Consider the following 20,162-nt stretch of genomic DNA (forward strand, 5'->3'; position numbering starts at 1 on the left):
TGAACATTTGTAATTCTAAGAATTACAAATTAAATTAAGTAACTGCATTAATGCTTTTTCTTAAATCTTCAAGCCAATTTTTAAAGTTATTCTCTGTATCAAACTCCTTTATAACATCCTCTTTCGGAATTCCTTCTTTTAATAAAGATTTTACTTTTTCTCTATCTATTTTTGCTTTTTCCAGCATAGATTTTTCTAGAATATCTCTTGCTTCATCTGCACCCTTAAAAGCTTTGCTCACATAAAAGTTGTATGTTTTTTCTTGATCTATAGCTTCTAAAACAGCTTCTTGTGACTTTTTTGAGGCATCCAAAACATCGTTATTATTAATTTTTCCTTCAATAAATTCACTATGATTGGCTTCTTTCTTAACAGGTAGGTATCCAGCTGTTATTGAAAACTTTGTATTTCTATTGGAATCTGTAAACCATTTTAAAAATTCTGTAACCGCATATTCATGTCTAGAGTCAGATTTAATCATGACCATACCGGCACCTTGTTGTGGCATATACGCAACTTTTGCATCTTTAAATTTAGGAAGCGGTAAAATCATTGATTCAATTTTATAGTTTTGGTCGTCATTTGTTATAACTGAATCTGGAAAGTATCCTGCTCCAGACGTAGATCCTACTAATGCGATTATATTTCCTACCTTTGCATCATCAGAACGAAATCTGCCATATGCTCCGTAATACCCATTTATATATGGTACATAAAAATTATCCCATAGCTTTCTCATAACCTTTTCATTAATATTAACCTCTAGTTTGCCATTGGTAACTTTAAATAATTCTTCACCTAACTCCCGGCTTCCGATTATCATATAATTTGCCATAGCATCTCTGCCGAAAAAAGTTTTCCCGTCATCTTTAATTTCTGTTTTGCTATCAGTCCAATCATAGTATTTTTTAGCTAAATTTGCGATCCCTTCCCAGGTATTAAAATCACTTATATCTGCATCTGTCTCCTCGGAAAACGTTTCCCAATCTGTTTTATTTACTATTAAAATTTCTGTAGATTTAGCTACTGGAAATATAGTTAGCTTATCCTCAGTATCCAATTTTCCTTCATCTATGTAACTATCTATATATTTATTTACTTCATTCTCTGACATATATTTGCCAAAGTCTGATAAAAGTCCTAATTTTTCTATCTCATAAGCCGTATCTGGATATGCCATAAAAGCATCTGGCATTTTTTCTGCCCCAACTTTTTTCTTTGTGATATCAATAACCTTATCTGTAAGTTCGCTTACGCTCCCCTGATTAAATGCCTCAACAATTATTCCTTTGTCTTTACCTACACTTTTATTAAATTCCTCTACCATTTTATCAAACTCTATTTTTTGTATCCCATTATAGTAATGCCATACCTCCACTGCAACAGGATTGTCCTTATCCAGACCATAATTATCTCTTGTATCAATCTTACATCCGGTAAAAACAATAGAATTTATTAATAACATAACTATTGTTATAGATAATGCTCTAAAGTTTTTTAGCATTTTTCCCTCCCATTATAATATATTCATTATGTACTATATAATTATAGGTTAAAATTCATATAAATTCCATAAAATAATATAAAAAGCCATGCATATAAGTAGAATCACTTCAACTCTCACATGGTTTTTCATATAACCTTTTATTTTATAATCTAATTCCTTATATTTTGAAACTTAAAACTAATTGAGTTAGCTTCTCAGCGGTCACTGCCTGATGCTGAGCTACAATAGCAACCTGCTCTACAGCTTTGTTAGTTTCACTTATACTAATTAGAATTTCTTCAGAATTGTTTTTGGTATTTTGCATATTATCTGCAATATTCTCTATGACTGCAGAAATTTCCTCTGTTGATGCATGAAGCTGTTCAGTCATTGATGCTATATTTTGAGATAAATCACTTAAAAATCAATTTAGTAAATAATCATGCTTTTTCCTATAAATCAATGATATTATATGAACCTTAACAATAGGTTAACAGAGAAATATTTATATTATTTTTTGTTAATTAAAATATATATGTTGCAATTTAATTTCTACACTCTGGCCTTAACTAAGCACTTGCCTCACTAGAATTTTAAATGTGAATTTATTATTGCGACATATATATTATAATTTTATTTTCCCTCCAATTATTATGCATTTTGAATTTTTGTTATGACCAATTTCACTAGTTTTTATAATTGGAATATTAGAATTTCCTACTATATCTTTAGTAATTTCCAAAATATTTGGAAAGTGTTTTTCTCTTTCCATTTCAGTAAATTCACCAAGAATTATTCCTTTAACTTGTTCAAATACTCCCAGTTGTTTATATTGTGTCAAATACGTGAACATCTTTGGAACGTCACCACCTAAACTTTCTAAGAAAATAATTTTATCTTTAAAATGTGGCATATATTTTGTACCTGCAAGTTTTAATAAACATCGAAGATTTCCTCCTACCACAATTCCTTCCATAGCACATCCTTGCACCCATTCATAATTAAATGTTAAAAGTTTACTTCCATTATCCATAAATGTATTTTTAAATTCCTCCACTTGAACGTCTCTTCCAATATCAATTAAATTCCTTATTTGATATAAATAAGTCTGCATATTCGTTTGAGAATATATAGCATTAATAACTACGGACAAATCACTATACCCAAAAAATGGTTTAATATTGTTTTTTATTGTTTCATAATTCAAATGATCTAAGATCCCATTAGCCAAGTCTCCACCAGATACATCAAAAATACCTTTAATATCATTATCCATAAAAAAATCCATTAATGTTTCTGCTTTTTCTTTATTACTACCATTAAATACAGAATAGCTTTTATATAGTTTATCACTAAATACAGATATAAGTCCTAATTCTTTTAATGTTTCTCTTAACTCGTTCATCTTTAATACACTGCTTTTATCTAAGCCATTGGAACAAGCAACGATTCCAACTTTATCACCTTTATTAAATAACTTCATAAATATTATCTCCCTAAATTTTTATAGTATTAACGGCAGTAAATATACTGCCGTCGATATTTTAATATATAATTTTCATAAAATTTGTACTCTGTTCACCTAAATGTATTTAGGCTTTTGTTACATAAATGTACACTGTGTAATTTGCTAAAGTGCCGCTTTAAAAATATTTAATATATCATTTTCATCTAATGGCTTAAAAGCATACTTAAAATATGGATTCATAGCCTTTTTCGCCATTAATTCCAACTTATCTTCTTCAATACCAACTTCCCTTAAAGTACTTGGTATACCCAATTCCTTAAAGAATTCTGATGTCTTTTCTATTGCTTTATTTGCTATTTCAAATTTATCTAAATTTTTGTCTATTCCCCAAACATTTATTCCATATTGAGCAAATTTAAAAACAGTAGTCTCGTCTAAAGAATATTTCATCCAATGAGGTGTTAATATAGCCAAGCCAACCCCATGTGTTATATCATAAAAAGCACTTAATTCATGCTCCATTGGATGCACTACCCAAGGTGAATTTGTTCCATATGAAATCAAGCCATTTATAGCCCAGCTTGAAGCCCACATTAAATTTGCTCTTGCATCATAATCCTTTGGATTATCTATTGCAATCTTACCATATTTTATACAAGCTCTAAGCAATCCTTCGGCTGTACTATCTTGGATATCCACACCCTTTGTATGATTAAAATACGTTTCAAATATATGACTCATAATATCAGCAGTTCCAGCTGCAGTTTGATTTTTAGGAACTGAATAAGTGTACTCAGGATCTAAAATTGAAGCTTTTGGTTTCATATTTTCATGACCTGTGCCTAATTTTTGATTAGTTGTCATATCAGAAATCACAGCATGTGGATCCATCTCAGAACCAGTCGCTGATAATGTTAATATTGTGACTATAGGCAATACTTTATTAATTTTTTGTGGACTAGTTACTAAATCCCACGGATCTCCTTCATACTTTACTCCTGCCGCAATAACTTTCGCACAATCTATTGTACTTCCGCCTCCCACTGCAAGAACTACTTCAACATTGTTTTCTCTACAAATTTTAATCCCTTTTCTTACGGTTTCAATTCTTGGATTTGGCTCTATTCCTGACAATTCAACATATGATATTGAATTGTCATTTAATATTTTAATCATTTCATCGTATAACCCAATTTTCTTAATACTTCCTCCGCCATATGCTATAAGCATCTTATTACCATATTCTTTAATTATGGCAGCAAGATTTTTAATTTGCCCTTTTCCAAAATAAACTTTAGTAGGTATTGAATAATTAAAATTTTCCATAAACACTCTCTCCTTATAATATATAATTTAATCTATAATTATTAAAAACAGTAATTCGTGAATTTTGTTCCTCATACCTCAATCTATATTATTCTTATTATTTCATAACATAAGAATATGTGGTAATAAATCCATGAATACGAATCTTTCATATAAATTTTACACCTTAGAGTTAACTTTATGTCAAGCTTATATAGTTATTATGTTTAAAATTTTAAATGTTATTATCTTTTATCATCTTTAATTTTTCCATTTAAAACAAATTATTATACTTTTGCTTGTTAAATGCGAAAATCCAACTTCTTTCTATTCAAAATAAAAAAGACAAAACTCATAACTTGATTAAGTAAATCAAATATAAGTTTTGCCTATGAGCTACTTATAACAATTTTTTTATAGAATTCAATTTATTAAATTCAAAACTCTATTTATTCTCTTAGCAATTTATTTTTCAATGGATTACTGCATAGCACCGCTCCAATCAAGATAATAACCGCCTACATATGTATTATATGCCATAGATCCATCTGAATTTAAATAGTACCAATTGTTCCCATCATTTATCCATCCAGTTTGCATCACTCCATTGGAATCCATATAATACCATTGCCCTCTTACCATTTTCCAACCACTTACTGGAACACCTTGCTCAATCAATATCCATTTTCCATCTGAAGTCTTTCCCCAAAAATCTCCTCTATTTCCTGTGCTCGGTGAACTGCTTACGATAGCATTTCCTACACTTGTGTCCAAAGCAGTTGTTGTACTTGAAGTATTATCTTTACTTTTTGTATCGCTAGTGTCCTTATCCTTTGTATCTGGGGTCTGCGTGCTTGAAAATGAGTTTTTATAGGAATCAACTTTATAATTACTTTTGTCTATGTCTTTTGCATCCCATCCCGGAGTTAAATTGTTTAATTCATCTTTAGTATAATCACTCTTATCCGAACTTGCTGCATAAGTACAAGATCCTTGAGCTAAGAATGCTAATAAGGCTAAAGATAAAATTCTTAATTTATTATTCTTCATTTTGCTCATCTCCTAGAATATTTAATGTAATATAATATTTATGTCTCAATTATATTCTTATAATTATTTATCGATTAAGCCTATTAACACTTTAGTCTTTTTTATCTTTATTTAGCAATGCTTAAAATCACTTCCGTTTTTATCCAAGCGGTGTCTAAAAAGCAAATTTCGCTCAAGTTTAACTTCATATATATTGTTCATGTTAGATTTAGAAATCATTTATTCACCTCATATTTTTAGCTAACTTTTTTGATTAAACTTTTTACATATCGCTATCATATCCTTCTGTGCATTAACAATTTTACCTTCACTTTTAATTTTCTTATAGGAGCCATCTTCTAGTAATATCCTACTCTTGACATTATCTTTTATATATAATTCAAGCATTTCTTTAAGTTCCTTTTTTATTAGATTATCTTCAATTACTGTCATAGTTTCAACTCTTTTATCTAAGTTTCTATACATCCAGTCAGCACTTGATATATATATGTCTTCTCTTCCATCATTATAGAAATAATATATTCTGCTGTGTTCCAAATATCTTCCTACAATGCTTCTTACTGTTATATTATCACTTAAGCCTTTAACCCCAGGCCTCAACGAACAAATACCTCTAACTATAAGTTCAACTTTAACCCCAGCTTGTGAAGCCTTATATAAAGCTATCATAAGTTTCTTATCAACTAATGAATTCATTTTTGCAATTATTTTAGCTTTCTTTCCATTTTTAGCATGCTCAGTTTCTCTCTCAACTAAGTGTTCTAATTTCTTTCGTAATCCGTACGGTGCAATAGTTATTTTACTCATATTTTCAGGTTTAAAATATCCTGAAAGCATATTAAAAATAACTGATGCGTCTTCTCCATATTCAGACTTTGATGTTATTATCCCGATATCTGTATAGAATTTAGCTGTCACATCATTATAATTTCCAGTTCCTAAGTGAACATATCTTTTTATCCCCTTTTTTTCTTGTCTAACAATTAATAATATTTTGCTATGAGTTTTTAATCCAATTACTCCATATATAACATGACATCCTGCTTTTTCAAGCTGCCTTGCCCAATGAATATTATTTTCCTCGTCGAATCTAGCTTTAAGTTCAACTAATACTGTCACCTGTTTCCCATTTTCTGCCGCTTTCGAAAGCGCGGCTATTATAGGTGAATTTCCACTTACCCTATATAGAGTTTGCTTTATAGCTAGTACTTTTTCATCCTGAGCAGCAGTTTCTACTAATTTTACGACTAATGAAAAACTTTCATAGGGGTGGTGTAGAAAAACATCCTTCTTGCTTATTGCTTGAAATATATCGCCTTCTTTTAATTCCTTAACTTGCAAACTCTTTGGTTGCTCAAACTTAAGTTCAGTATATCCCTTAATGCTATATAATTTATTTATAAATGTTAAATCAATCGGTCCTTTTATAGAAAATATTTGATCATCTGAAATTTCAAATTCTTGCTCTAATTTATTTATGATTCTATTGTCGCTAGTCTCTTCAATTTCTAATCTTACAGCAAGCCCCCACCTTCTCTGTTTAAGAGATTCTTCTATCGTTTCAAGTAAGTCCTCTGCGCCTTCTTCATTTAAACTTAAATCAGCATTCTTAGTTATTCTATAACAAGCAGTTGTTAATACCTCGAAACCAAATAATTCACTTAAATGATTTTTTATGACATCTTCCAATAATACAAAATTTTTACCCGTTCCCCCTGGTATAGAAACTAATCTGTCTAAAACCGATGGTACTTGAATTGTAGCAAATAGTTCTTGTTCGCCCTTATTAACCCCTAGTATAATTCCTATATTTAATGTTTTATTCAGCAATAACGGAAAGGGTCGTCCTGAATCAATTACCATAGGTGTTAAAACTGGATATAATATATTTTTATAATAATCATCTACAAATTCTAATTGTTCCTTGTTTAACATATCATATGTGAAAATTCTTATATTCCTAGAACCTAAATGATCATATAAGTGATCATATGTATTATACTGATCTTTAACCATTTTTCTAACTCTACATAATATCTTTTCAATCTGCTCGCCAGGTGTTAAGCCCGAAACCTCCCTTTCCTCAAATCCTGCTTGAATTTGACTATATAACGATCCAATTCTCACCATAAAAAACTCATCTAAATTGGAGCTTGATATGGATAAGAATTTTAATCGTTCTAATAAAGGATTTGTATTATCCTTAGCCTCATCTAAAACTCTTTGATTAAATTCCAGCCAACTAAGTTCACGATTAAAGAAATTTTCGTAATTATCATATGTATAACTTTGATCCATAATTATTCTCCTCATCCTATAAGCTAATCATTTTCAACTTAATTTAATTATTTGTAATTATAGTATTTTAAATACTCATTGAATAATGTAATATATTTAAATGTATACTAATATAATCTAATATTTTTGTTAACTTTAAGTTAAAATGTTATTATATGCAAGTTAACTTTTTATCATATTTTTCTATAAAGGAGAAGTGCACAATGAAAAATATCGCAGTTATTGATATAGGTTCTAATTCAATGAGAGTTTTGGTGTATGAGATATATGAGAATAATTCATTTAAAATAATTGATGAAGAAAAAAGAATGACAAGGCTTGGTCAATTTATTGACGAAAACGACAACTTGTCAAATGAAGGAATAGATAAACTATTAATTACTTTGGAATTCTTCAAGATTTTATGCGAAAAGAATGATGTCGTTGAAACAATTGTAGTAGCCACTGAAGCAGTCAGGCGTGCAAAAAACAAAGACTATATTTTATCTTTAATAAAAGATAAAATTAACTTAGACATCCGAGTTTTAAGCGGAGCTGAGGAATCAGCCTATGGGTATACGACAATCAAAGCCACAATGGACATAAAAGATGCTTTACTTATTGACATTGGCGGTTCAAGCATGGAGATCACTTTAATAAAAGATAAAAAAATAATTAACGGAGTAAGCTTACCTCTCGGTTCCATACCTTTAACTAAGCTATTTCCTTTTGATGTACCAGCCGATAAAAATACTATATCATCATTTAAGAAATTTATATTTAACGAATTTGATAAATTACCTTGGCTAAATCTTGCTCAAAATTTGCCTTTAATAGGAATTGGCGGAACAGCTCGTTCAATTGGGAAAATTCACAAAAAATTCATTAAATATCCACTGGATTTGCTTCATAATTATACTATGCTTTTTGATGAAGTTAAAATAATTCATGAATATATTCTCAATCTTAATATCAACCACAAATCAAAGTTAAAAGGACTACCTAGAGAAAGGTCTGATATATTTACTGCACCTTTTTCAGCACTTGTAATGCTTATGAACTATTGCAATTGCCCTGCTTTAAAAATTAGTCAATATGGAATCCGTGAAGGCGTTTTATACGAAAAAATATTGAGTAAAGATCTTGGTGATATTGATATTTTAGATTATTCATTGAACAATATTTTAACAAATAATGATTTAAATATTTCACATGCTGAGAAAATACGTGATTTATCTCTTGTATTTTTAAAATACCTTGAAAATCCAAATTATCAATTTTTAGAATTAGAATATAAATTGCTTGGAGCTGCAGCTAAGTTACATGATTTGGGTGTAAGTATTTCCATAAAACATGCCTATAAGCATAGTTTATATATTATAATTAACTCATTAATTTCAGGTCTTACACATAAACAAATATTAATGCTTGGCTATTCTATAGCACTAAGCGGTAAATTTGATTATAAATTATCAGATGAATATAAAAATATCCTAAAAAAAGATGACATTTTACTATGCAAAAAAATTTCAACAATACTGTGTCTTGCTCATAGAATTGATAAGTACTTTTATAATAGTTTGTCTGAAGTCACAATTATAAATCAAAAAGATACTTTTAAGTTAAGGCTTCCTAAAACTAGTGTTAAATATATGCAAGATAGTTTGCCTGTAGAAATGGATGAGAGTTTTAGAAAATGCTTTAATAAAAAGTTATCTATTATCCCATTATAAGTTTTGCTTAGTTATTTATATAATATATTTACTTTAAAGTATGATATAATTTATACCATAGTAACTTAAATTAAACCAAAACAAGGAGATAATACCGTTATATGAAAATTGAATTTGATAAAAAACTACTTAAGTATTCAATATATATAGCTATCACAGCCGTTATACTATATATAGCATTTTTAATTATTTTAAATATGGGATTATTATTTAGATCTGCATTTGACTTTCTAGGATATTTAACTAATTTAATTAAGCCACTGCTTTTCGGGATCATAATAGCATATCTTTTATATCCTATAACTAGATGGCTTGAAACTTTTCTAAAGCATAACAAACTATATAAATTAGAGAAGGCATCTACTCGAAGAATTATAGCAATTATGATTACATATCTCTTAATTATTGGTATATTTTCAGGCTTAATCTTAGGAATCTATTTTATGATAGGCGGTCAGATATCAAATAATACTACTATTATAAATATGACTCAACATATTTCCCTATACTTAAAGAGCAATTCCTTTTCAACTGAATCCATAAAAGGGACCTTAGATAGGCTGGATAATTCTTTTATAGATAGTATAAAACCTTATATTATTAGCGGAATTATATATTTACAAAGATATGTTGAAAGCAACTTAGGAAATATGACCTCATATATAATGTCAATTGGAAGTGGCGTTGCAACATTTTTTATTGCACTTGTAATCAGTATATACCTTCTAAAGGATTCTGAATATTTTATAGGACTATGGAATAAGCTTTATTATTTAGTATTTGGTAAAAGTATTTTAGGCAATAAAATTATTTACGTTTTTAGCGTTGTTCATGAAGTCTTTGCTAAATACCTACGCGGTCAATTGCTAGAAGCTTTTTTCGTTGGAGTTTTATCAGCGATAGCACTTTCAATTGTTGGGATAGATTACGCTTTTGTAATTGGTATAATTGCAGGAATAAGCAATATGATTCCATATGTAGGTCCAATTATTGGCACCATTCTTGCTGCTATTATGGGACTTTTAAGTGGTACCCCTATAAAAATAGTTTATGCCATAGTTGCTATGCTAGTTGTACAACAAATTGATAATAATCTTCTAGCTCCTAAAATTGTTGGAAACAGCGTAGGTTTGCATGCAGTATTCACAATGATGGCTATACTAATTGGTGGCAATGTAGGCGGGTTATTGGGCATGCTCCTTGCTGTACCAGTTGCTGCTTCATGTAAAGTTCTATTTAATAATTGGTACGAAAATTACATAGAAAAACAAAAGCAGTTATAATTCTTTATGAATTAATTTGTTAAAAGAGGCAGTTCAATTGACTGCCTCTTTTAATATAGTATATATTCTTTCACTTAATTCTTTCTAATACACTTTTATCTATTTTACTATTCTAACAAACTTCTTCTTACCTAACTTTATTATGTCTCCATTTTTAATTGTTATATTATTAAAATCAGCTACTTTTTGCATATTTATATATACTCCACCTTGACTTAAAAGCCTTTTAAATTCATTATACGATTTTATTAACTTATTTTTAACAAGAACTTTTCCAACATCGTCTAATAAGCTACATTCAGGAGGTATATTTATTTCAGGCACCTCATCAGGTATACTTTTATTTTTAAATACATTTTCAAAATACTCAAGTGCGAATTTACTTTCTTCTTCTGTATGATATAATCTTGTTATAATTTTTGCAAGCTCAAATTTGACATCTCTTGGATTTTTCCCATTATCCAACTCTTCTTTAATTTCTCTAATTTTATCTGGATGCTCATCTGTAGCAAGTTCGTAATATTTTATAATTAAATTATCAGGAATCTCCATTACTTTTTTAAACATTATTTCTGCTGTTTCCTGTATCCCGATATAATTTCCTAAGCTCTTACTCATCTTTTCCTTCCCATCCAGACCTTCTAATATAGGCATAAATATCGCTATTTGCTGCTCCATTCCAGCATTTTTTTGTAATGTTCTCCCCATAAGAATATTAAATGTCTGATCAGTTCCACCCAATTCTATATCAGCCTTTAATGCGATAGAATCATAACCTTGCATTAGAGGATAAAAAAATTCATGAATTCCAATAGGAATATTAGAATTATATCTCTTTTTAAAGTCTTCTCTTTCCAGCATCCTTGCAACAGTTGTAGTCGCAGCTAGCTTTAAAACTTCTTCAAATGTCAATCCAGCTAGCCATTCACTATTAAATTTAATTTCTGTTTTATCTTTATCTAGAATTTTGAAAATTTGCGTTTGATATGTTAATGCATTCTCTACTACTTGTTCTTTAGTTAGAGCTTTCCTAGTTTTAGATTTTCCGGTTGGATCTCCTATTTTACCTGTAAAATCTCCAATTATTATAACTGCTCGATGCCCTAAATCTTGCATTTGCTTAATCTTTCTTAATACAACCGCATGACCTAAATGAATATCTGGTGCAGTCGGATCTAATCCTAACTTAATTATTAAAGGTTTATCTTCTTTTACCGATTTAATAATTTTTTCTTCCAAATCCTTAATACTAATTATGTCTGCAACTCCTTTCCTTATAATTTTAATTTGTTCTTCAGCATTCTTTTTCATCTTCTTAACTCCTAAATATTTCTTATTTTTAATATAAGTAAGCGTTACAAGATTCAATATTTGCAACAAAAAAACTCTTGTCCTTTAAAATATAAAGGACAAGAGTATAACTCCCGTGTTACCACCTTAATTCATTAATCGCTCACACGATTAACCTCTTCAAGTACGCCAAAATTTTGGTTATACTTTAGCACTATAACGGGTGCAGGGTTCCGTCATCACCTACTCAAAAGAAACTTTTTTCAGCTTGAAGCTCTAAGATGTATTCAAAACCAGCTTCCATGCACCTCTCATCAACCGGTAACTTTCTGTATGGCATCACTAATTTCTACTTATTCTTTTCATTGCTTTTATTGAAAATCTAGAATAAAGAAATATAATAAATTACTTTCCTTATTATGCGATATATTAAATTGTTTAAATTGTACAAAAAACTTAAGCTTTTGTCAATATAAATTTTATTGTTTAATTGCTACAGCTATGATATCCATGCTCCATTTGAATCAACTCTATATTTTCCATCAATAACAGAATTAAGAGCCATAGCCCCACTTCCAGGATAGCAATAATACCATTTTCCATTAGAGTATATCCATCCTGTTTTCATTACGCCATCATTGCCTAAATAATACCAATTATTATCTATTATATTCCATCCAGTTGCATAACGTCCTGTATTTTCTAAGAATCTCCACGCTGAATCAACTAAATTCCACTTACCATCTTTATTTGACCTAAGCTCAGATAATGATCCAGTATAACTGCTTGCCTTATTATTCTCATAGTTATAATCCTCAGAGCATTCTGGATAATCACTTTCTTTCCATGTAAATCCATCATTTTTTAGAACCTTATCTTGTCTTAGAAAATATTTATTATTTCCTAATGCATCGTTATTTGTGACATCTAAATGATACCACTTATTATTTAATTTAACTAAGTTCCATCCATGAGGGACACCATCTAAATTTCCAATAATAATTTTATTCTCTACACCTGCTAATTTAAGCATTTTATAAGCAGTCATAGCATAACCTTGACATGTAGTTTTTCCAGTTGTCAATGCAGAATAGGCATTATTAGATACAAGACTATCATCATATTCAAATCTATTTATTAAATATTCATTTATTGCCTTAACCTTGTCAAAATCACTCATTCCATTGGTAGTTATAGAATTAACTATTTTAGTTAGTTCCTGATTAATATATAACTCTTGATCTTTAGTTGTTCTATAAGTAACCTTTAATGTTGCTTTATCTCCAACTCTTTCATAGACCATTTTCTCTAGTGATCTCATCAAGTAATCATCATCTTTTGCAATATTTTGTACCACTTCTAATACATCAGATTTATAATAATCAATTTGAAACTCCGTGTCCCAATTTTCTAAATGGTTATATACATATGAGTTTAAATCATTATCTGCTGCAAAAACAGGTTGTCCTATTATTGCTGATATTATTATTAATCCAAGTAATAGATTTCTAATAACGTTTCTCATCAATAAATCCCTTCTTTCTTCATATGAATCCCATTGGAATAATTTTTGTTAATATTATGTTATAAAGTAGCACAATTTAACACTTTCCTCCTTCCCAGATTATTATTTACCTCCAAAAACATATATATCTATTATATCAGAATATTATTAATGATGCCAAATTCAAATATATATTCATAAAAATAACTACCTAAAATATTAAATTTTCTAGGTAGTTGTTAAAACTATTTTATAATTCAAAAGTGCTGTTATCAACCCATTTATATTGCGGTCTTATGACTTTTATATCTTTTACTAATTTATACAGCGCCTCATCTTTCTGCTTACATTCTAGCATTATATCAAAATCCCTATCTAGAACCTTAGCTTTTTCTAAAAATGCAACAAGATCCTCTGCATTTATATAATCAGCATGCTTTCTATCTTTATCGTGGTCTTTAGGCGTTGAAAAATGTATTTTAGGTGGGAAAAATTCATTATCCCATGTATTAAAAATATCCTCAAGTAAGTCCTCTATATTTTCACCATTATTATTACAATTGTGATGATGAACATCTAATACCATTGGAAGATTTAAAGTTCTGCATATACCTAGAACTTCCTTTGCAGTATATATTTTATCATCATTTTCAAGAATTAATTTGGATGCTATTTCTTCTGGAATTATAGAAAAATTATTAATGAATCGATTTATTCCTGATTCTTTTCCACCAGTTGCTCCTCCAATATGCAAAACCATTTTTCCATGTAAATACCCAAGATCTTCAAACCATTCTACTTGACGCATTAAATTGCTGATAGAATTTTTAACAATCTCATTACTTGCACTATTTAAAACATTAAACTGATCTGGATGTGTATCCACTCTCATATTATTTTGCCTAATTATTCTTCCAATAAATTCAAAATCCTTTTTAAAAATCTCTCTATGCCCCCAATAACCAACATCAGGATGAGTAACTAGAGGAATTAAAGCAGATGTTATTCTATAAAAGTGTATTTGATTCTCCACATTATAATTAAGTATTTTCTCTAAATCATTTAAGTTAGATAGTGTTATACTCTTTAGCTTATCTAATTTGTTCCTTTCAGAGATAATTTTATTATAATTTGTAAATGTAACTGTGCTAGAACTAGAAATCTTTTTACCCAACCTCATTGAAATTGCTACATAGCCAAACCTTATTCTCATAATTCTTCTCCTATGTACTTAATATTTCTTGAACATAATAAAAGAACTCCAAAGTGGAGTCCAATTATATGTAAAGAGATTAATGAGTATTAGAGGTTGTATTAAAAGTTAGATTAATATTTAATAATTTAAACTTTTAAACACTCTATTACTTATTATAATCTCATCAGTTATTATTGTAAACATTTTCTTTTAAATTATAACTATTTTTTTAATATCTTTGCAAATTTCTTATAACTATACAAAAAGAAGTTATCTAAAAATAATAAAAATTAATGTTAATCATCCCTTATTATTTTCCTATTCTTAGATAACTTCTTTTAACTATTTTAATCAGAAATTCTATGCTTTAGCCAGTTGTTTCCCCTAAGCCTAAAGCAATACATAATTCCACGCACAACCCAGTCAATATACATAGCAATCCAAATCCCTAAAACACCAATTCCTAGAACAATACCCAAAATGTAACCTGCAAATATTCTAAATATCCACATACCTATAAATGCAGTTAACATAGTATATCTAGTATCCCCCGCTCCTTTAAGACCTGATGAAAGTATAAAAGATATCCCCCAGGCGATTAATGCTATACTGTTACTTCTAGTTAATGTTGCTGATATGTTTATTACCTCCGGAACATTTGTATAAAGAGATGCTAACCATTTTGATATAGGTATAAAAATCAATCCCAAGGATACCAAACAAATAGTACCAAACTTAGTCAAGTATATTAAAGTACTCTTTGCCCCTTTAATATCATTTCTCCCTACATACTGACCAACAAAAGTTGTTGCTGCTAAACAAAGTGAATTTCCTGGAACATTTATCATTATAGCAATAGATGATGAAATTGCATTGGCAGCAATAGATGCTGTTCCCATTGTTACTATAAACATCTGTACTATTAATTTTCCTGCATTAAATATCACTTGTTCCATACCTGCTGGAATTCCTATATTAAATATATTTTTCTGTATTTCCATATCAAATTTAAATGGAAATATATTTTTCAATTTTATAATTTTACTTCCTCGAAATAAAACTAACATTATAATTAAAGTACCAATAAGTCTAGCAATTGCAATTGCTACTGCTGCACCAGCTATTCCAAATGACGGTATGCTCAGTGCATTAATTCCAAATATCAATGTATATCCTAAAGCTATATTTATAAGATTCATAAATATTGTTATTTGCATAGGAGTTTTTGTATCCCCACATCCTCTAAGTATTCCATTAGCAATTTGTTCTATTGCTATAAACGGGTATGTAAGCAAGGTAAACTCCAAATATAATTTTGCATCAATTTTAACTAATTCTTCTGCTGAACCATAAAGTACATTAATTAATTTAATCCTGAAAATCCATAAAAGTAATGTTATAATTAATGATACTAAAATACCTGATACTATAGCTTGTTTAGCTGTTTCATTTGCTTTTTTGGGTTTATTTCTTCCTATCTGTTGAGCAACTACCACTGTCGCACCAACTGATAAAGCCGCAAAGAATGATATAAACATATTATTTATGGAATCAACCATTCCTATTGCTGATACAGCTTGTTCGCCAATATGTCCTGCCATCATCGTATTACACGTACCTAATAACATAACAAATGTTTGCTCTATCATTATAGGTATTGCTAACTTTAAAACGTCTTTTCTTATGAACACAAAATATCCTTCTTCCTATTCTAGTAAAACAATTACGCTACTAGTTTTTTCTGTTAACGTTAAACAAAAATTAAAGCTATTTAATTATAGCCATTATTCTTGTCCATTTTCAATAGACACTATATATCTCCATATTTATATTTATTCCCTCCTCCTTATTAATTCAATAATTTTAATACTTATATCTTTAAAAATAAATCCAGTTTTCTATAATATACCAAACTTCATACTGAACCTAGATCAATAATTAGAACACTTTTTTATAAACACACACACAAATAGAATGACATATAATTAGTATTTCATAACTATATATCATTCTTTCTTTATGTAAAATTTTTATAGCTATTTAATCTTATCACTTATTTGTAAAAATCACCACCTTAATCCGGATACTTTATTACTAAAATAAGATATTTAGATTAATATTCTTTTAACTAACACTTGTTTTTATCAATATACTATATAATATAAATTAATTCATAAAATTTCTTACATTTCTATTTATCCTTTTTTAAATATATGTTGTAATTAAATCTCTATATTTTAGCCACATCCAAGTACTAAACTTACTAAAACCTAAATGTAAATGTATTACCTCAATACATTTACATTAATTATTATATTATCTTATTAACTCCATTTAAATAATCTCGTAGCTCTTTTAGCACATAAGTTTCTCTAAAAATCCAGTTCGCAATAGGTTCTGCTCCTGATGATATTATTTTTTCATTATTATTAATAGCATCTTCTATCTGTATCCACTCTGGTTTAAATTTTAATTTAGCCTCATATGGATCTAATTTTTGAGGTTTCCTTACATTGGACACTTCAGCTAAGTAATAATAAGAAATCATCTTAAAAACTCTATTATTAACATATTTATCTTTGCTTCTTTCTGTTATAATTCCAAGTTGATCACCAATTTTGTTGCAAACATATCCTGTTTCTTCTTCCACTTCTCTTGTCAGAGCCTCTATATGTCCTTCATCCTTTTTCATTCCTCCTCCTGGAAACTTATAATCCTTATTCTTGGAATGTACCATTAGAATCTTTTTATCCTTTATTATTATTCCTCTTACTGCTTCCCTAAAATTGATCTTTTCAATTGAATCACTTACTTTATCTATTTCAAAAAGTTTATTGAATATAATATCCATTTTCTCACATCCTTATTCTTTAAAATTCCTTATACCATAAATTTAACTAATAATTTTTAATTCTGCGTAGATATTATTAAGATAACAGTTCATTTAGTTAGCTCTTAGCGATGTTTTTTATATTTTTTACTTTTTTACAGAAAAATATCCTTAAACAAATTATACTTTAATTATCCATTATTGTAAAAATTTATTAACATAATTTTAATCCTGATATTCAAATCACTTTTAATGATTAATCATACTTAATAATCACTAAAATTTTAGGCCCACAAGGTCTTTATAAACCTTGTGGGCCATATATGAATTTTATGAAATGTATCTACTTGTTATATTAAATAGGAATTATTCGTTTGTACTATTTGTGAAGATATTTATAATGGTGTGTGGACATTAACAAATATCTTGTAATCATAATACTTAGTGGTGTGTGGTCACTAAATACTATAGTTTTGGTGGTTAATTACTCACATTCATGATAGTGTGCATTATCATGAATATTTTATTTTGTATTCAAAATTTTGATAAAACTTTTTAATTATATTAGTCAATTTAATAATCTAAATCATCTATTTGCTTTATAAAATTTTTATAATCAAACGTATAAAGCTTTTTTATAAAAGGAGTTTTTTATACTTAAAGCGAGGTCACGCGATAAACTTCCCTCAAGCATATTGTTTATTGTATATTCTTTAACTGTGTCATATGTGTTAAAAGTCATCTTTGCTTTTTTACTATCGTTATATACCTTCCAGTATCCACATAATAAACATTTTTTAGTAGTACATTCCATAAAATCTTTAACATCTTCAAATGGTATTCCTAGGAATAATCCAAGCTCATGAGGGCAGTGATATTTATTATATCTAAATTTCAATGTATCAATATATTTATCTATCTTTATTTGGGAAGGATACCCTATGTTTACTAAAAAATCTATATGTGATTTTTTATTTAACTCTTTTTCTAATATATTTTCATCATAAATCATTATTATCATACAATCATTATTTTCTCTTAATTCTATGAATTTTAGATTTATATTCTTTATAAATTTTTTTCCAAAGTCATTCCAGCCAATATACATCTTTTCATTACTTTTTTTCAAATTTATAGTTACAGCTGGCTTAACCCCTGCGATTACTAATGATGAATTATATACCAAGAAATTTTCTATATATTCCTTCTCGTCCATCAAATCTAATCTTTTGTAAAAATCTAGATATCTCATATCATATCACCACCAAATTTAATTATATATTAGCAATCTTCTTACCAAAGTCTATACAATCTTGTTCAGCTTCATCCGGCTCATTTTGAACTATTAATGGTGTTTCTACTACAATACAACCATATCCATTCATTCTTTCCTCAAAGTCTCTCATCCATTTTCCATCGCCCCAACCATAAGAACCGAAAAGTGCAACTTTCTTACCTGATACCTTAGTTGAAATTTCCTCTATAAATGGCTCAAACTCTGACTCTTCTAATACTTCATCTCCCATTGCTGAACAACCTAGAATAAGTATATCCTCATTTAATAATTCGTCTATATTTACATCTGAGACATTTATAGTATTAACATCTTTCCCACTTTCTATGATTCCTTTTGCAATTAATTCTGCCATTTTTTCTGTGTTTCCAGTTCCTGACCAATATACTATTTTCATTACTTGTACCACTCCCTATTTATTTAATAATTTTGAAAATCATTCTCAATTGGATAATATTATATCTATCCACTTTTGTCAAGTTTTATTAATAAATTTTATATTTTTTTCCTTAACTAATATTTTTTATATTACTTATAATCAATCTTTATTGTATACAAACATATATAAAGATGCACAGAAGATAATACTATACCCTATCCAACTTAAGTAATCTGGAAGTATTCCAAATAAACATAAACTTATTATTGCTGAAAAGATTATATTTGTATAATCAAATATTGATATTTCCTTTGCTGGTGCATACTTATATGCTAAAGTTATTCCAAACTGTCCAATACTTGCAAAAATGCCAGCTAAAAGTAAGTAAACAAGCTGCATTATATTCATATTTTCATAATACGCTATCATCAATGGAAATGTAATTATGCTAGAGATAAAAGAAAAATAGAATACAATAGTTTCTGGATGTTCTTTCCCACTTAAAGCTCTAACACATGTATAAGCTACTGCTGCTGTTACCCCTCCTAAAATTCCAGCTATTGCAGGTATTATTTCTAAGTTTAAGGATGGCTTTATTATGAATAAAGTTCCTACAAACGCTATAATGATTGCTATAATTTGCCTTGTATTCACTTTCTCCTTTAAAAATATTCCTGAAAAGATAATTACAAAGAAAGGGCTTAATTTATTTAACATATTAGCATCTGATAGTACTAGTTTATCTATAGAGTAGAAATTTAATAAAATTCCTAAAGTTCCGAATATTGATCTAAGTAGTAATGTCTTCTGATTATTTTTTTGCCCCAAAAAATTTCCTCTATGTTTTGATATTAGTGTAAAAGCTACTATAAGCGATACTATATTCCTAAAAAAAGTTTTTTGAAATGATGGTAAATCACCAGAAATCTTAACAAATGCTGACATCATTGCAAATCCAAAAGCAGAGGCAGTTATAAATATTATTCCTTTTTTTCTATTACTTAAATTTGTTAATTTCATTTTTCCTCCTTATTATTATTTAGTTATTAATATAAAAGCGCATAAGCA

The 20,162-nt window shown here is 28.6% G+C and carries 16 protein-coding genes and 1 other annotated feature; of the genes, 2 read left to right on the top strand and 14 right to left on the bottom strand.

Annotation, left to right across the window (positions count from 1 at the left end):
- Positions 1 to 34 precede the first annotated feature (34 nt).
- The 6 genes from T483_RS0106415 to T483_RS0106440 all read right to left on the bottom strand — a co-directional run bounded on the left by T483_RS0106415 (position 35) and on the right by T483_RS0106440 (position 7,607).
- Positions 35 to 1,504: an extracellular solute-binding protein gene (locus tag T483_RS0106415; RefSeq protein WP_026886106.1), complete on the bottom strand. Its 1,470-nt coding sequence runs from the start codon at positions 1,502 to 1,504 to the stop codon at positions 35 to 37.
- Positions 1,505 to 1,664: 160 nt separating this feature from the next.
- Positions 1,665 to 1,877, bottom strand: a complete 213-nt coding sequence (locus T483_RS0106420) for a hypothetical protein (protein ID WP_026886107.1) — start codon at positions 1,875 to 1,877, stop codon at positions 1,665 to 1,667.
- 234 nt (positions 1,878 to 2,111) lie between these two features.
- Positions 2,112 to 2,969: a S66 family peptidase gene (locus tag T483_RS0106425; RefSeq protein WP_026886108.1), complete on the bottom strand. Its 858-nt coding sequence runs from the start codon at positions 2,967 to 2,969 to the stop codon at positions 2,112 to 2,114.
- Positions 2,970 to 3,116: 147 nt separating this feature from the next.
- Positions 3,117 to 4,280: an iron-containing alcohol dehydrogenase gene (locus T483_RS0106430; RefSeq protein ID WP_026886109.1), complete on the bottom strand. Its 1,164-nt coding sequence runs from the start codon at positions 4,278 to 4,280 to the stop codon at positions 3,117 to 3,119.
- 459 nt (positions 4,281 to 4,739) lie between these two features.
- On the bottom strand, positions 4,740 to 5,309 hold the full coding sequence (locus T483_RS32420; RefSeq protein ID WP_026886110.1) for a cell wall-binding protein: 570 nt from the start codon (positions 5,307 to 5,309) through the stop codon (positions 4,740 to 4,742).
- Positions 5,310 to 5,549: 240 nt separating this feature from the next.
- On the bottom strand, positions 5,550 to 7,607 hold the full coding sequence (locus tag T483_RS0106440) for an RNA degradosome polyphosphate kinase (protein WP_026886111.1): 2,058 nt from the start codon (positions 7,605 to 7,607) through the stop codon (positions 5,550 to 5,552).
- Between the two features lie 203 nt (positions 7,608 to 7,810).
- Between T483_RS0106440 and T483_RS0106445 the strand changes: the two genes are divergently transcribed.
- Together T483_RS0106445 and T483_RS0106450 are read left to right on the top strand one after the other, a co-directional pair.
- Positions 7,811 to 9,319 (top strand): Ppx/GppA family phosphatase, encoded by a 1,509-nt coding sequence (locus tag T483_RS0106445; protein WP_026886112.1) that lies wholly within the window; start codon positions 7,811 to 7,813, stop codon positions 9,317 to 9,319.
- Between the two features lie 101 nt (positions 9,320 to 9,420).
- Positions 9,421 to 10,602, top strand: coding sequence for an AI-2E family transporter (locus T483_RS0106450; protein ID WP_026886113.1), 1,182 nt, complete (start codon positions 9,421 to 9,423; stop codon positions 10,600 to 10,602).
- A 99-nt stretch (positions 10,603 to 10,701) separates the two neighbouring features.
- On the opposite strand, the gene tyrS is transcribed toward T483_RS0106450, so the two are convergent.
- The 8 genes from tyrS to T483_RS0106490 form a co-directional block, all read right to left on the bottom strand.
- A complete protein-coding gene (gene tyrS / locus T483_RS0106455) occupies positions 10,702 to 11,913 on the bottom strand; it encodes a tyrosine--tRNA ligase (protein WP_026886114.1) in 1,212 nt (403 codons plus the stop codon).
- Between the two features lie 91 nt (positions 11,914 to 12,004).
- Positions 12,005 to 12,267, bottom strand: a binding site (T-box leader).
- 124 nt (positions 12,268 to 12,391) lie between these two features.
- Positions 12,392 to 13,417 carry a transglutaminase domain-containing protein gene (locus T483_RS0106460; RefSeq protein WP_026886115.1) on the bottom strand — a complete coding sequence of 342 codons (1,026 nt, stop codon included), beginning with the start codon at positions 13,415 to 13,417 and terminating at the stop codon, positions 12,392 to 12,394.
- Positions 13,418 to 13,646: 229 nt separating this feature from the next.
- Positions 13,647 to 14,609, bottom strand: a complete 963-nt coding sequence (uvsE, locus tag T483_RS0106465; RefSeq protein ID WP_026886116.1) for a UV DNA damage repair endonuclease UvsE — start codon at positions 14,607 to 14,609, stop codon at positions 13,647 to 13,649.
- Positions 14,610 to 14,938: 329 nt separating this feature from the next.
- On the bottom strand, positions 14,939 to 16,282 hold the full coding sequence (locus T483_RS0106470; protein ID WP_026886117.1) for an MATE family efflux transporter: 1,344 nt from the start codon (positions 16,280 to 16,282) through the stop codon (positions 14,939 to 14,941).
- A gap of 620 nt (positions 16,283 to 16,902) precedes the next feature.
- The gene (locus tag T483_RS0106475) at positions 16,903 to 17,442 is read right to left on the bottom strand and encodes an NUDIX domain-containing protein (RefSeq protein WP_035790049.1); all 540 of its coding nucleotides are present in this window, start codon (positions 17,440 to 17,442) and stop codon (positions 16,903 to 16,905) included.
- A 595-nt stretch (positions 17,443 to 18,037) separates the two neighbouring features.
- Positions 18,038 to 18,673, bottom strand: a complete 636-nt coding sequence (locus tag T483_RS0106480) for a DUF3793 family protein (RefSeq protein WP_026886119.1) — start codon at positions 18,671 to 18,673, stop codon at positions 18,038 to 18,040.
- Between the two features lie 22 nt (positions 18,674 to 18,695).
- The gene (locus T483_RS0106485) at positions 18,696 to 19,112 is read right to left on the bottom strand and encodes a flavodoxin (RefSeq protein ID WP_026886120.1); all 417 of its coding nucleotides are present in this window, start codon (positions 19,110 to 19,112) and stop codon (positions 18,696 to 18,698) included.
- A 141-nt stretch (positions 19,113 to 19,253) separates the two neighbouring features.
- Positions 19,254 to 20,114, bottom strand: coding sequence for a DMT family transporter (locus T483_RS0106490; protein ID WP_026886121.1), 861 nt, complete (start codon positions 20,112 to 20,114; stop codon positions 19,254 to 19,256).
- Positions 20,115 to 20,162 lie beyond the last annotated feature (48 nt).

This window comes from Clostridium beijerinckii HUN142, from assembly GCF_000621745.1.
Classification (GTDB): domain Bacteria; phylum Bacillota; class Clostridia; order Clostridiales; family Clostridiaceae; genus Clostridium; species Clostridium beijerinckii_A.